The sequence below is a fragment of the Xanthomarina sp. genome (assembly GCF_035306705.1).
Lineage (GTDB): Bacteria > Bacteroidota > Bacteroidia > Flavobacteriales > Flavobacteriaceae > Xanthomarina.
Window position 1 is genome coordinate 1 of sequence record NZ_DATGNO010000115.1, and the last position, 15,198, is coordinate 15,198.

A 15,198-nucleotide genomic window follows, 5' to 3' on the forward strand; every position below is an offset into this window, starting at 1 on the left:
AAGGAGTTAGCGGAAGGTGGAAGATTTCAATTGGAAACATATTTAAAAAAATCTGTAAAAAGTGCTTCTAAGGAAACCACGCGTGATCAACATTGGCGATCTAAGGAAGAAGTTGAGCTTTGGGTGCTTATAAATAAGTGAAAAACTAAGTAATTTTCCCAAATATTAATACGTTTTTATTGGGAATTTTTCTACCTCTTAATACAAGGCTATGTCTATATTTACTAAATATGAACACGTTTTATATATTTGATTATTAAATCTAAAGATTATGAATGTTAGTTTAATAAAAAAACAAGAAGATTATATTACGTAACAAATAGCTTCTGGAGATTTTCAAAATGCCAGTGAACTTTTTCGAGATGCCCTTCGCTTACATGAAATTTTTAGACATAAAGTTGTTGCAGATTTTAAAGCTGAAATAGAAAAGGGCTGGTCTGGAACGGCTAGTAGACGTTCTGTTCAAGATATGATTAAAGACAAACGAAAAAGAAAATTTAGTTAAATGTCTTATAAACTCAGTCATTATGAACTTTCACATATTGCAGATTATTATCTAGATGAAATTTCTGATTATACTGAAAAAGAACATGGTTTTGATCAAGCAATAAAGTATTTATAAAAAGTCTTTAATAGTTTGGTTATTAATTCAGAAATCTGGAGAAAACGTCAAGAATTAAAATTGGGATTATTTAGTATTTTGGAACAAGAACACATCATTTTTTATCGTTCTTAATCACATCCAAATTATTCGAGTGCTTCATGGAAGCAGGGATTTTCCAAATTATTTCTAAAATACGCTATCCAGAAACTGCTTGACACTTTCTTGATTTGCACGAATTAGTTCTGTTTTGGCATTCTCCATGTCCTGAGGTTTTTTGTCTTGCGAAAGTTTAAACTTCCCTTCCCATTTAATAATTTCAATTTCAAAACCAATAACATAGCTAATAAATTGTTCCATTCTGTTATTGTCTAAATCTAAAACGTATTTATGCTCTGGAGCTTCCAAAAACTCTGTCATGGTTATCATAGACTGTTTAATGGTTTCTGGATTTTTAATTTCATTTACAGTTCCAGTAATATGGACTTTAATATAATTCCAAGTTGGTAATTGCGTAGTCGTATAAATACTAGGCGATATATAGCATTGAGGGCCTGAAAAAATAAGGGTTACTGGGTTGCTGTTTTTTAATAATTCTACTTGAGGATTGTTTTTATCTAAATGACCTATAAGTTTGCCATGTTCATAAATTAAGGGCAGGTGCGTAATTATAGGTTCATTGTTTTTAACTGATATAACGGTTGCTAAGGGATAGGTTTTGATAACTTCAAGTAAATGGTCCAAATCTTTGTCTTGATGGTGTTTAGGCGGATAATTACTCATTATTTATACTCCAAATTGTGTTAAATGATGATCTAGATGTTTGTATTGCATTTTCCCCCATTGATCCGTACTAAATGTGCCAAAAAACGGATGTTCAGGCCAATTAGTAGTGTCTTTTTTCTTAGAGAATTCATTGATAACAGCAATTAATTTACTTTTTTCAATGTTAAATTCTTCAGTGTCTGCAATTTTAAATTCTTTAACAGTTCCTAGGTTTCTTTTCCAAGGTTTATCGTTATACATCAGGGGTTTAAAAAGTTTTAGAACAAGTTTTTTAGCAAATCCTATCTTGGTATCGAGTTTTAAGTTTCCGTTAGCCACTTCCAATGGTTTCTGGCAATGGGATAACATCTGGGTGATAGTCATTTTTCCCCAAGTTGGTTGCGAGGTTTCACTCAGATTATTAAGTCTGGTTATAACAGTTTGCTGACTTTCAGTATTAAATAAAGAATTCATACCAGTATTTTTTTTGCTTCTGAAAGTTACAATAATTATATTTACTAGATGCAGAAAAAATTACCATCGTTTTCTATTAAAAACTGGAATCAAAACGATCAGCCACGGGAAAAGCTACGCGATAAAGGCAAAGCCAGTTTAAGCGATGCCGAACTGGTTGCTATTCTTATTGGTTCTGGAAATAGAAATGAAAGTGCGGTCGATTTAAGCAAACGCATTCTCGCCAGTGTCGATAACAATCTCAATGCCCTAGGAAAGCTTTCCTTAAAGCAATTAATGGACTTTAAAGGGATTGGCGAGGCTAAAGCAATAACTATTGCAGCTGCTTTGGAAATAGGCAGAAGAAGAGGAGGTGAGGCCCTTGTGCAAAAAAATAAAATTACTTCCAGTCAATCGGTTTTTCAAGTCATGCAACCTATTTTGGGCGAGTTGCCACACGAAGAATTCTGGATTCTGTATTTAAACAATTCCAATAAAATTATTCGTAAAAACCAACTGAGCAAAGGCGGTATTACAGGTACTTTGGTGGACGTTCGTTTGGTTCTTAAAAATGCTTTAGAAGTTGGCGCCACAGGACTTATTTTGTCTCATAATCATCCTTCTGGAACTCTAAAACCTAGTGAAGCCGACAAACAAATTACCAAAAAATTAAAATTAGCAGGAGAAAGTTTGGATATTAAAGTTCTGGACCACGTTATCATAACCGAAAAAGCCTACTTTAGCTTCGCCGACGAAGGACTGCTATAGGTTCATACTCAAAATATAGATTTCAAAAAATGTGTTTACATAGTTTTAAACTTAGGTGTTTTTGAAATTGGCCCGCTTCTTGGCTAACAGGGAATTTTAAATTTATACTCATATATGTTATTAGTTTATACACATAAAATATCACCTCGATTAAAATATTCCTTTAAACAGATTTTTACTAGGATATTGGGGATTCCTGTCGATTTTACAACTACTATCGAAGATTTTATTGCTCACGATAGTTTAAAAATGTCCTATACGAGACAAGCTTTAAGCAATGAGATTTTTGTAAGAAGCCATGATATTTTATTTGAGCAAGGAATTTCAGATGTTGAAATACATGTCCAAGATTGGGAAGAGACCAAATGCTTTTTTTATACGGGTGAAAAAAGTGCTATTCCCTTCGATATATTTTCAGCAGCTTTTTATTTATTAAGTCGTTATGAAGAGTATTTGCCACATGTAAAAGATGAATATGGACGCTTTACCGCTCATGAAAGTTTGGCTTTGGAACAAGGTTTTTTGCATCAACCTGTAGTCGATATTTGGGCCTATAAATTTAGAAAGGTCTTTCAGCAAAATTATCCAGAGTTTCAGTTTCCCGAGAGAAGTTATTCCATAAAACCCATTATTGATGTCCCTTCAGCTTATAATTTCAAATTAAAAGGAATTATGAGAACGTTTGGAGGAACAGTTAAAGATGTTTTTAGTTTCAATTTCAAGAAACTGTATTACCGATATATGGTGCTTTTTGGATTAAAGAGAGATACGTATGACACCTTTAAATACATTATAAACAAACAGAAACACAGTGATTTTAAGTTTCTATTTTTCTTTTTAATTGGTGATTATTCTACCTACGACAAAGGTATTGATCCTCAAAAAAAGAAATTTGTTACTCTTATCAAGCAAGTAGCAGATTATTGTCAGGTTGGATTAAAAGTATCGTATTTTGCGCTTGATGATGTGGCCATGCTAAAAAGGGAGAAAAAACGGATGGAAACTATATTGAATACGTCATTAACAGCTTCTAGACAGTCGTTTTCCAAACTTAATTTACCAGAATCCTACAGAAATCTTGTGGAGTTGGAAATTTTGGAAGATTATACCATGGGTTATGTAAATCACGCTGGATTTAGGGCAGGAACTTGCACACCCTTTTTCTTTTACGATTTAGATTACGAAATACAAACGCCATTAAAAATAACCTCTTATCATTTACTCGATTATTCCTTACTAAAAATAAACTCACTTTTAGATAAGAAAAAAGCTTTAAACGAGTTAATTAATGAGGTTAAAAAGGTAAATGGCGAATTTGTTCCTGTATTTCATAACTATACTTTTAGCGATGTAGATAGATGGAAAGGATATAAAGAATTGTTTAATATTATTTTAGAGTCAGCTAATGAAGATTAACGGAATTAAGGATGTTTTTTTCGATTTGGATCATACCCTTTGGGATTTTGATAAAAATTCGGCATTGACATTCGATAAAATATTTAAAATACATAACGTGGCTGTAGATTTAGACGAATTTTTAAGCCATTACGAACCTATTAATCTAAATTATTGGAAACTTTATAGAGATGAAAAAATCGATAAGGAGTACTTGCGTTACCACCGGTTAAACGATAGCTTTAAAAAAATATCCTTTCAAGCGGATCCGACGTTAATAAACAAACTATCTGTAGATTATATAACCTATTTAAGCTCGTTTAATTATTTGTTTTCGGATGCTCTGGATGTTTTAAGTTATTTACAACCAAAATACCAATTACATATTATAACCAATGGATTCCAGGAAATCCAAGAGAGTAAATTAAGGAATTCCAACATTTATCATTTTTTCAAATCGGTAACGGATTCTGAGCAAGTAGGAGTAAAAAAACCGAATCCAAAAATCTTTCATCATGCCCTAAGCAAGGTAAATGCCAACCCGGAAACCAGCATTATGATTGGTGATAATATGGAAGCAGATATTCAAGGCGCAATTAATTTTGGTATGGAAGCCATTCATTTTAATTATTTAAAAACAACCATGGAACATTCAGGGAAACAGATAAATAATTTAAACGAACTAAAATTATTTTTATAAATTTTGTCTATGTTTACACGAATTAAAAAATCACTAAGTATGTTTAAGAAGCTTTTAATAATTATCATTGTTTTTGCATCCTCTTTATCTTCTTTATCTGTGTTTTCGCAAAATAGCGTGAATGATTATAAGTATGTTATTGTACCTAATAAATACGATTTTTTAAAGGAAAGAGATGAATATCAGCTGAACTCCATTTCACATTTCTTATTTGAGAAATATGGATTTACAGCTTTAAAAGAAAATGACATATTTCCAGAAGATTTAAGGTTCAATCCGTGCTTGGCATTAAAATCGGATGTGATCCATGTTCCTGGATCTTTTCAAACAAAATTACGGATAGAATTAAGAGACTGCAAAGGGGAGGTGATTTATCTTTCTGATTTTGGCGTGAGCTATGATAAAATGTATGCCGTAGCATATAATAAAGCTTTAAGGAATGCTTTTTTACATTTGCAGGTCTTGAATTATAAATATCAACCAAATGAAACTATTTTGGCTATGGGCAGTACTGCTCATAAAGCAGACCGTGAAGAAATAGAACAATTAAAGGAAGAACTTGCAGCTTTAAAAGAAGAGAAGGAACTTGAGTCAGTTACCAAGGTGGTTGCAGAGTCTAGCCTTAAGACCTCGACAGATACCGTAGAACAAGTTTCTGAAAAACAAGAAACCCTTTTGTTTGCTCAAAAAACGCTAAGTGGATATCAGTTGGTGGATAAGTCTTCTAAAGTGACCATGGTTCTATTAAGCACCAAAAATCCTACTGTTTTTATTGTGCAAGACAAAAATGCTGTGGTATTAAAAGAAAATAATTCTTGGATCCTTTCAGAAAATATTGGAAGCAAAGTAATAAACACCAAATTAAATATCGAGCTTTAATAGTTGTATTTGTCTTTCCAACGTTGTTTTAAAAACTCACGATGGGCATTTTCCCTTGAATTATTTCCAGGATTATAAAGCGTGGTATTTTTAATTTCTTCAGGTAAAAACTCTTGTTCTGCAAAGTTGTTTTCATAACTATGTGCGTATTTATAATCTTCGCCATAACCTAATTCTTTCATAAGTTTTGTTGGCGCATTCCGTATAGCAAGCGGAATCGATAAATCTCCAGTTTGCTTTACCAATTGTTGTGCTTTATTAATGGCTTCATAAGCCGCGTTGCTTTTTGGGGAACAAGCTAAATAAGTGGCACATTGACTTAGAATAATCCGGGATTCGGGATGGCCAATCGTGGACACTGCCTGAAAAGTGTTGTTTGCCATAATTAATGCTGTTGGGTTGGCGTTTCCAATATCTTCACTGGCTAAAATAAGTAATCTTCTGGCAATAAATTTCACATCTTCACCACCTTCAATCATTCTTGCTAACCAATATACCGCTGCATTTGGATCGCTGCCACGAATAGACTTTATAAAAGCTGAAATAATGTCGTAATGTTGTTCTCCCGTTTTATCGTAACGAACCGTATTGTTTTGAACTTTTTGTAAAACGGCTTCGTTGGTGATGGTTATTTTATCTGACGTTTCAGAATTGACTATCAATTCAAAAATATTCAACAATTTTCTGGCATCTCCACCAGAAAGTCGCAGCAGAGCCTCTGTTTCCTTGAGGCTTATGTTTTTTTTAGATATGTGTTCGTCTTTTTCAATAGCGCGCTTTAAAAGGGCTTCTAAATCGGCTTTGCTAAAAGAATTTAAAACATATACTTGACAGCGGGATAAAAGTGCTGGAATAACTTCAAAACTGGGGTTCTCTGTGGTAGCTCCAATTAAGGTTACCCAACCTTTCTCGACCGCTTGTAATAAAGAATCTTGTTGCGATTTGCTAAACCTATGGATTTCGTCAATAAAAAGTATCGGGTTTTTTGTGGTAAATAATCCACCACTAGTTTTCGCTTTTTCAATAACTTCACGTACATCTTTTACGCCAGAGCTTATGGCACTTAAAGTGTAAAACGGTCTTCCAGACGCAGTAGCAATAATATGGGCCAAGGTAGTCTTTCCAATGCCCGGAGGACCCCATAAGATCATGGAAGGAATTAATCCTTGTTTAATTTGTTTGGTTAAGGCTCCGTTTTCTCCAACAAGATGTGCTTGACTAATATAGTCCTCTAAGGTTTTAGGTCTTAATCGTTCTGCTAATGGCTCATTCATAGTGTAAAATTACTACATTACTTCGAAGGCTGGAATCTTAAGTTCGTTTTTTTAGTTTTGGATATGAAACTTTCCTATATAAAAATAAGCAAATTTGAATTGGTTTTACTTGGAGTTTGGCTCGATTTATTCAATTCCATTTTATAGGCATGACAATTTTACACGAATTCCATTTGTGGTCGTTTATTTGTAATAAATGCTTTAAATTTAACTATGAAATCTGACGAACATTTTCAATTTTCCAATAGTGTTATTTTAGCTCCCATTTTTTTGGTCCTTCTAATTTGGTTGGTTTTTTGGGTTGAGGTACGTTTTGGTTTGGATTTCACGAAATTCGGTGTGTATCCTCAAACATTAAAGGGGTTGCGTGGCGTTATTTTTAGTCCTTTTATTCATTCGGGAATAACACATTTATATCATAATACCATTCCTTTATTTGTTTTAACAGCATCCTTATTTTATTTCTATAAACCCATTGCGTGGAAAGTAATCGTCTTTGGAATTTTGCTCTCTGGAATTATTACATGGAGTATAGGCCGGCCGGCTTATCATATTGGAGCTAGTGGTTTAATTTATGTGTTGGTAAGCTTTACTTTTTTTAAAGGAATCTTAGCAAAACATTATCGCTTAATAGCTTTGTCTTTATTGGTGGTATTTCTTTATGGCGGTATGATTTGGTATGTTCTACCTATTAAGGAAGGGGTTTCTTGGGAAGGGCATTCTGCAGGTTTGGTAACTGGTTTGTTCTTTGCTTTTATCTTTAAAAAGGAAATTGCTAGTCCCAAAAAATATGCTTGGGAGGATGAAAATTATAACGAAGAAGATGATCCGTTTTTAAGGCATTTTGATGAAAACGGAAATTTCATCGAGATTTTAGACCCTAAAATTACCGACGTTCCTGATGTTTTGGAAATTAAATCTGAAAAGGAAACCAATTTAGAAAATGAAGTTCAAGTAAAGCAGGAGGGAGGCCCGACCATTCATTATACGTTTAAGCCAAATAAGAATTGATTTTGAATTTCTTAATTTAGAAAGGAGTGAACTTTAGTTATTTTGATGTTTGGTATTGGGTTGAAATTGGACGATTTTTCGCAATCAGCAATCAGCAATCAGCAATCAGCAATCTATAGTCTTTGTCTTAGTACTTCATATAGCATGACACCGCAGGCAACGGATACGTTGAGGGATTCTATGTCGCCCAATAGAGGAAGTTTAGCCTTATCGTCCACAAGTTTTAAAACAGAGGGATTGATTCCTCTTCCTTCCGAACCCATAATAATGGCACAAGGTTCTTTAAAAGACACATCGTAGATGGTGTTATCTGTTTTTTCTGTAGCAGCAATTACTTTTATTCCTGAGGCTTGCAGAAGAAACATGGCATCTTTAATATGATCGACTTTACAAAGTGGCACTTTAAATACAGCACCGGCACTTGTTTTAATAGTATCGCCATTTACGGGTGCACCACCTTTCTTTTGGAAAATAATTCCATCAACTCCTGTACATTCTGCAGTTCTAATAATGGCTCCAAAATTTCTAACATCGCTTATTTGATCGAGGAGTAAAAACAAAGGCGTCTTTCCAGATTCTATAACATTTAAAACCAAGTCTTCAATATCATGGAAGGCCACAGGTGAAATTTGAGCTACGGCACCTTGATGGTTTTTAGTTGTTAATCTATTTAGTTTTTCAACGGGAACATACGAACTTGAAATATTTTCCTTTCTAACCAAAGAATCCAATTCGTTATATAAATCGCCATGTAAGCCTTTTTGAAGAAATACTTTTTCAATAGTTTCGCCAGAATTTATGGCTTCAATAACGGCTCTTAAACCAAATATTTGTGTGCTGTTTTCCATAGTTCAAAGGTATAAAAAAAACCATCTCGAAAGAGATGGTTTTTTAGTTATAATTATAACATTTTTTTAATTACAAAGCTGTAACTGTGTAAGTAGTTCCTACAACATCTACAGTGGCCATAAACACATAAGTAGTTAATGGTGTTTCTGGTGCATATGCATTCGTAGTTAATGTGTTATTCACAAAACTACCAGCATTACTAGTTCCACATTGTGTGTAAGAAAGTGTAAGTGGAACTGTTGCTCCAAGTCCAGCGGAATAAAACGGATTTTCATAGACATCAGCGATAATAACATATTGTCCATCAGCTAATCCAGAAATTATTCCTGTTTCTGTACAATCACTTGTTCCAGCCAAATATTCTACACTACCAGACGCTGTATCTAATATCATTGAATCAAGATCCATTTCACAGAAATCTATGGTAACATCTTCGCCATTGTCGTCATAAGTGTATGTGCCTTCCCAAGTTAAAGAAACTTCAAGAAGATCTTTTACCCAAGTAATGTCCATAGAAAATGGAGATACCTTAGCATTAGCAACATTAGCTGGAGCACCAACTGTTAAAGTTTCGCCTCCTCCTGAAAGGACGGTTCCACAGTCTCCTGGCCAAATTGTTACATCTGTACTACCAGAAGTAGTTCCAGCAAGAATTGCAATAGTTCCTAGCTCAAAATCACCAGAGTTAGCATTTCCACCTACTTGTTCAAGGGGAATGTAAAGGTGTGCTTGTACTGGCTCCGGGATGGTTGCAGTTACTGTAATAGCATAACCATCCTCAGGATCAATCGAGCTTTCAGCAACGACTACATTTGTACTTGCAGTAGTTAGGGTAACAGTCGGACTTTTATAGTCTACCAAACTAGCTCCCGTGTTGTCGTCATCACTACAAGAAGTAGTTATAACACCAGCTGAAAGAGCAAGTAAGAAAAATATTTTATTTATGTTTTTCATCTTATTTATAGTTTATAATTTTTACTAACTAAAATTCCCTTATAGTCTTGTGTAAGTGGAAGTATATTCAGCAGCTCCCCAAGTAAAGAAAGTATTGGTATTATTTAAAATTAATATACCATCATCTTGATCCCATGAACCACCAACAATACATCCTATACCATTACTTCCACAGTATGTTGGAGAAACAGCTTCGGTTACTATACCACCACATCCAACAGCAATACTACCTCCATTTACTAGAGTGTTATTGGTAGAACAGAATTGTAATAAACCACCATCGGCAGTTGGAAGATTCCATGTTCCGTCAGGATTTTGAGTTATTTGAACTACTTGTGAACTAGCACAAATAGAATTGGTCATAGTATACATTCCAGATAGGTCATAAGCACAGTTAACGGTTAAACTAACACGTCCCATACCTCTACTATAGTAGTAAACATCTCCATCAGTTTGGTGAACTTTCACTCTAAAAGTAAAAGAGTCACCAATTCTTAAGTCATCAGCATCCATTCCTGTTCCAACCAAAAACTCTTCTAAAGTTGTATAGCTAAAAGAAAATGGTAGTGTAGCTGTTTCTGCAACTGATATCTCCGTTTTTCCTTGATTTACATCGCCATTAAGTATTTTAACAACTTCAAGTTTTGCAATGTTATCTAAATTTCCTGATAATTTTTTCAGGCTAAAATTTAGTTCTACATCTGAGAATGTTACAGGTGCTTCTGCAATTGGAAAATTGGCATCTGGAGAACCTAATAGAGCTCCTCCAGAACTTGATACATCAATCAATAAACCTGCCTCATCTAACACGTTTGTGTCAGCCTCAGGTTGTGAGTCATCGCATCCTACAAATAATGTTAAAGCGAAGAACATTGTAATTAAATAATTTATATTTTTCATTTTTTCAATTTTTTTTTAATTAGTATCTATCCCAATCTACTTTAGTAGTCAATGCATCCGGGCCTTGATTAGCAACCGCTGCTGCAAGGTTTGCAGAGTTTAATGACTTCTCGCTATTTGGATATGTATATCTAGTTGGCACAGCGTTTACTCCTGCTTGTGGATCTACTGCTAAAGTTAAAGAGGGAACGTCTGATCTTCTCCATTCGTTCCAAGATTCAATACCCTGCATATAAGTAGATACCCATAATTGCTCAGCAATCGATTGATAACCCGTGAATGCTGGATTAAACGAACCTGCGGCTAAACCATTAATTATTAAGGAAGCATCAATTCCAGCTTGGAAATAACCTGCTGCACTACCACCAATATATCCTTTACTAGCAGCCTCTGCTAATAATAGGTTAATGTGTGCTGCCGATAAAACGTAAACACGAGCATCAGCTGCTAAGTATGCATCTCCTACTTCTGAAACAGTACCTGGAGCATATCCGGCTGAACCTGGATTTATGTAACCTGCTGGTTTACCACGGTATGTTCCATCATCTAGTGGGTTAGCATACACAGCTAATCTTGGATCACCAGTATTAACCATGAAGTCAACTAGAGCTTCGCCCATACACCATTCTCCTTGTCTACCACCTTGAACAATCCCGTAATAAGGGTTTGCGTTTGGTGCGTTTTCCGTTTGGAAAGCAATAAAGGCATCATCAGCTGGATTAGTTATTAAGTTTCCAGAATTAACTAAAGCTTGTAACTCACCTGCATTAAATTGAGGCGTATCAGAAATTCTCATCATAGCTCTAAATTTAACTGAAGCAGCTAACTTTTTCCATTTTGAAATATTTCCACCATACATTAAATCTTGTTTTGCAGAAATTTCACCAGTCCCATCTAACAAAGCGTTAGCTCTTGTAAGTAAGCTCAAAACTTCACCATAAGCTTCTGCTTGGGTGTTATAAGCTGGAAATGGAATGGCTCCTCCTTGATTGGCTTCAAATACAGGAACGTCTCCAAAAGCATCAGCTAAAGTTTGAAAAGCTAGAGCTTCCATCACTAAAGCTACACCTTGTACAGCTCTATTATCTTCTGCTTCCGCTAAAGCATACATGTCTTGAGCTTCATTAATTACTTGAGTATACATTACTATCCAAAGGTTATCTATAGATCCTAATCTTGGAAAGTATCTGTCTGCATCGTTATAAACTGGCTTGGATAAATGTTGCACCCAAGCATCTGCAGCTTCACCCGTTAAAAAATAATCATTTATTCTATTAACGAATGCTCTTTGCATATATCCCAATTCCAAATCCACGCTAATCTCCGTAGGATTATTAGGGGACGTATTGATCTCATCGAAATCTTTATCACAACTTGTAAGTCCTAATGCTAGGAATAAAGTCAACAATAATGATGTTTTATTATATTTTTTCATCTTTTTTTTTAATTAAAATTTAACATTAACGCTAAAGCCAATAGTTCTAGCCGATGGAGTTTGAGCGTACTCTAACCCTTGTTGACCAGTACCTGTACCAAAACCTGTTTCAGGATCGATATGTGGTGCTTTTTTGTATAAAATAGCAAGGTTTCTCACGTTAAGACCTAAATCGATTGATTGGATTGGAATGTTATTGAAAAGTTTAGATGGGATAGTATATCCTAAAGAAAGTTCTCTCCATTTAACAAAAGAAGCATCGAATACTGAAGATTCTGCTAGGTTTTGACTAAATGCTGATGAATAATAACCTTGAGCAGTTGCAACCACGTTGTTAGGTACATAACCGCCACTTCCGTCAGACATTACACCATTTCCAATAACTCCAGTTTCTCTTCCAGGAAGAGTCTCTTCAAGAACACCAGCTAACATACCCCAAGTGTTTGTTTGAGAATATACATCTCCACCACTTTTCACGTCAAATAGAGTTCTTAAGGCAAATCCTTTGTAAGAAGCATTAAGAGCTAGACCTCCAAGCCAGTCCGCTTGAGAGTTTCCTAATACTTTATATTCACCTATTACAGGTAATCCATTATCATAAATAATTTCACCGCTTTCTGAACGTGCAAAAGAAGGGCCGTAGATTGCACCAATTGGGTAACCATTTCTAGCTTGCGTATTTACGTTCCATAAATTTCCATCAGCTAAATTAACAGCTTCACCAGCAATATTGCTAACCATGTTGTCGTTTTTACCAAAGTTTACATCAACTCCAAAGTTAAATCCACCAGCTTCGGCACTTCTAATAATATCTGCACCAAGCACTAACTCAATTCCCTTATTGGTAATTGTAGCAGCGTTATCCCAAACACTAGTATATCCAGAGGCAGCTGAAACATCAACTGGTAATATTACGTCTACAGCTTCTTTGTTGTAGTAAGAGAAATCTAAACGCAATCTGTTAGAAAAGAATCTAGCATCAATACCAACTTCAAATTCTGTTTCTTTTTGAGGTTTAATGTTGGCATTCCATAAAACACCACCTAAAAATGCTGTTGGATCAGATCCGTTTAGTGGAGAACCACTTAAACCATAGACCGGAGAAACATTGTATGCTCCTAATGGACCTGCACTACCAGTTTCGGCCCATGCACCTCTTACTTTTAAGAAAGAAACTACATTTTTGTCTAAATTGAACATATCACTTGCAACTAAACTTAAAGATGCTGCAGGATAAAAGAAACTATTGTTGTCTTTTGGAAGTACTGAAGCCCAGTCATTTCTACCACTAAAATCTAAATACACATAGTTTTTGTAGCTCAACTGTCCAGTACCAAATAAACTGTTAATGGCAGTTGAAGATGAATTTTGTTGGATTACTGGTGCACCAGCAGAGTTAGATAGATTGAATAATTTATCTAAAACTAATTGCTCAGCAGTACCAGCCATCAATCTGTAGTTTTGTCTCATTATGTTACCTCCAAAACTTAAGCCTAAAGCGAAATCTTCACTAGCTCCAAGTTTAGAATTGTAAGACAAGATAGCTTGTGTGTTAACCTCATAGTTATTTCTTGTAACTATTTGATAGAAACCGTTACGATTGTCTGCAGTTCCAAAAGAACGTTGTGTCTCTCTTATATCGTCAAAATAATCGATACCAGTAGAAGCAGCAATGCTTAATTTATCAGAAATTTCATAACCAATATTTACAGCTCCTACCCATCTGTTTCTTTCCCAAGGGTGTAAGTTGTTTTCAAGTGCCCAGAATGGGTTGTTATTAAAACTTAAGTTCCAGTTTAAAGGTGTATAAATACCAGGATTAGTTTCTATCATTGGAAGATTTCTCCAATCTCTTAACGCTTTCCAATCTACTTGTCTAGCACCCCAAACTAATTGTCCAATTTGGTTATCTGGATCTCCATATCCAACAGCATTTCTGTTTTCAGAAGAACTTTTAATGTACATAGCTGAGATTCCAGCACTCCATTTGTCGCTTAAATCAAAATTCACGTTCCCAGAAATATTGTATTTCTTTAAATCCGTATTGTAAACAATACCTTCAGCATCTGTTAATCCTAAAGATAATCTATAAGTAGCAGTTTCTGAAGCACCGTTTAATGATAAGGTATTAGTTGTTGATAATCCTGTATTGTAGAAATCGTTTTTAACACTGTCTGGGTGAGATACCCATGGAAGTGGTTGTGGGTTATTAGGATCATTAATTAAAGATTGATATTGAATGAAGCTCAGTCCGGCATCTAAAGCAGGCCCCCAGCTTTCATCAGTTCCACCATCTCCAGAAGCAGCTCCTCCGTCATATCCAAAACCATCTTTAAATTCGAAATAGTTTTGGTTTAAACCTTGACCATAAGAGTTTTGATAGTTAGGGAAAATATAAGGGTTAGAGAAACTTACATTACTAGATAAAGTAATCCCTAAGGCTTTTCCTTTAGTTCCAGTTTTAGTGGTAATTACAATTACCCCATTAGTACCTCTCATCCCATATAGAGACGTTGCGGCACCACCTTTAAGAACGTTTAAACTTTCAATGTCCTCAGGATTAATGTCCGCAAGACCATTAGGTACATCTGTACCAGAGTTTTGTCCAAACGTAGAGTTGTTCATTACTACACCATCAACAACGATTAAAGGTTGAGCGTTTCCAAAAATAGTGGATACCCCTCTAATAGTAATACGAGTAGATGCACCAATATCTCCAGAAGACTTGCTAATGTTTACACCAGCTACTTTACCGGATAAAGCGTCAACAACGTTGGTAACAGGAACCTTGTTTAAATCGTCGGATTTTAGGTTTTGAGCAGAATACCCAATACTTCTTTCCTCCTTTTTAATACCAAGAGCCGTTACGACCACTTCGTCGATTGCCATAACATCAGGTGCCATACTAAAGCTCATTCTGCTAGCAGCGCCAACAGTCATTTCTTTAGTTGTGTACCCAACGAATGAGTAAGATAAGACATCTCCAGTACTAGCAGTGATGGAATAGTTCCCATCAAAATCTGTCTGTGTACCACTTGTCGTACCCTTTACAATAATATTAACTCCAGGAAGAGGTAACCCGTTTTCATCGGACACAGTTCCTGAAATTGTTTTTTCTTGTGCAAACGTAAATTGCACAACAAACGCTAGGAATAGCGTTAAAATTCCACTAAACTTTGTTTTCATTTTATATTTTATTTGAATTAGTCTACGC

13 protein-coding genes are annotated in these 15,198 nt (G+C 35.1%); 5 read left to right on the forward strand and 8 right to left on the reverse strand.

What is annotated here, in order from left to right; all coding sequences use genetic code 11:
• Window positions 1–790: 790 nt before the first annotated feature.
• Both VKY47_RS09845 and VKY47_RS09850 read right to left on the reverse strand, forming a co-directional pair.
• A complete protein-coding gene (locus tag VKY47_RS09845; RefSeq protein ID WP_324312419.1) occupies window positions 791–1,384 on the reverse strand; it encodes an FMN-binding negative transcriptional regulator in 594 nt (197 codons plus the stop codon).
• Window positions 1,385–1,387: 3 nt separating this feature from the next.
• On the reverse strand, window positions 1,388–1,840 hold the full coding sequence (locus VKY47_RS09850; RefSeq protein ID WP_324312421.1) for a DUF1569 domain-containing protein: 453 nt from the start codon (window positions 1,838–1,840) through the stop codon (window positions 1,388–1,390).
• Between the two features lie 48 nt (window positions 1,841–1,888).
• Here VKY47_RS09850 and radC point away from each other — a divergent pair, with 48 nt between their 5' ends.
• From radC to VKY47_RS09870, 4 genes are all read left to right on the forward strand, one after another.
• Window positions 1,889–2,587: a RadC family protein gene (gene radC / locus VKY47_RS09855; protein WP_324312422.1), complete on the forward strand. Its 699-nt coding sequence runs from the start codon at window positions 1,889–1,891 to the stop codon at window positions 2,585–2,587.
• Between the two features lie 114 nt (window positions 2,588–2,701).
• The gene (locus tag VKY47_RS09860) at window positions 2,702–4,003 is read left to right on the forward strand and encodes a polysaccharide deacetylase family protein (protein WP_324312423.1); all 1,302 of its coding nucleotides are present in this window, start codon (window positions 2,702–2,704) and stop codon (window positions 4,001–4,003) included.
• Window positions 3,993–4,682 carry a YjjG family noncanonical pyrimidine nucleotidase gene (locus VKY47_RS09865; RefSeq protein WP_324312425.1) on the forward strand — a complete coding sequence of 230 codons (690 nt, stop codon included), beginning with the start codon at window positions 3,993–3,995 and terminating at the stop codon, window positions 4,680–4,682. The genes VKY47_RS09860 and VKY47_RS09865 overlap by 11 nt, the downstream gene beginning before the upstream one ends.
• A 39-nt stretch (window positions 4,683–4,721) precedes the next feature.
• Entirely contained in the window at window positions 4,722–5,561 is an 840-nt protein-coding gene (locus tag VKY47_RS09870) for a hypothetical protein (RefSeq protein ID WP_324312427.1), read from the forward strand.
• On the opposite strand, the gene VKY47_RS09875 is transcribed toward VKY47_RS09870, so the two are convergent.
• Window positions 5,558–6,835, reverse strand: coding sequence for a replication-associated recombination protein A (locus tag VKY47_RS09875; RefSeq protein WP_324312429.1), 1,278 nt, complete (start codon window positions 6,833–6,835; stop codon window positions 5,558–5,560). The two genes, VKY47_RS09870 and VKY47_RS09875, sit on opposite strands and share 4 nt — an antisense overlap.
• A 213-nt stretch (window positions 6,836–7,048) precedes the next feature.
• Between VKY47_RS09875 and VKY47_RS09880 the strand changes: the two genes are divergently transcribed.
• On the forward strand, window positions 7,049–7,846 hold the full coding sequence (locus VKY47_RS09880) for a rhomboid family intramembrane serine protease (RefSeq protein WP_324312431.1): 798 nt from the start codon (window positions 7,049–7,051) through the stop codon (window positions 7,844–7,846).
• 113 nt (window positions 7,847–7,959) lie between these two features.
• On the opposite strand, the gene rlmB is transcribed toward VKY47_RS09880, so the two are convergent.
• The 5 genes from rlmB to VKY47_RS09905 all read right to left on the reverse strand — a co-directional run bounded on the left by rlmB (window position 7,960) and on the right by VKY47_RS09905 (window position 15,170).
• Window positions 7,960–8,694, reverse strand: a complete 735-nt coding sequence (gene rlmB / locus VKY47_RS09885) for a 23S rRNA (guanosine(2251)-2'-O)-methyltransferase RlmB (protein WP_324312432.1) — start codon at window positions 8,692–8,694, stop codon at window positions 7,960–7,962.
• Between the two features lie 70 nt (window positions 8,695–8,764).
• On the reverse strand, window positions 8,765–9,649 hold the full coding sequence (locus tag VKY47_RS09890) for a hypothetical protein (protein ID WP_324312433.1): 885 nt from the start codon (window positions 9,647–9,649) through the stop codon (window positions 8,765–8,767).
• 39 nt (window positions 9,650–9,688) lie between these two features.
• Window positions 9,689–10,522: a hypothetical protein gene (locus tag VKY47_RS09895; protein ID WP_324312434.1), complete on the reverse strand. Its 834-nt coding sequence runs from the start codon at window positions 10,520–10,522 to the stop codon at window positions 9,689–9,691.
• A 46-nt stretch (window positions 10,523–10,568) separates the two neighbouring features.
• Window positions 10,569–11,984 carry a SusD/RagB family nutrient-binding outer membrane lipoprotein gene (locus VKY47_RS09900; RefSeq protein WP_324312436.1) on the reverse strand — a complete coding sequence of 472 codons (1,416 nt, stop codon included), beginning with the start codon at window positions 11,982–11,984 and terminating at the stop codon, window positions 10,569–10,571.
• A gap of 12 nt (window positions 11,985–11,996) precedes the next feature.
• Window positions 11,997–15,170 (reverse strand): SusC/RagA family TonB-linked outer membrane protein, encoded by a 3,174-nt coding sequence (locus VKY47_RS09905; protein ID WP_324312437.1) that lies wholly within the window; start codon window positions 15,168–15,170, stop codon window positions 11,997–11,999.
• Window positions 15,171–15,198: the final 28 nt, after the last annotated feature.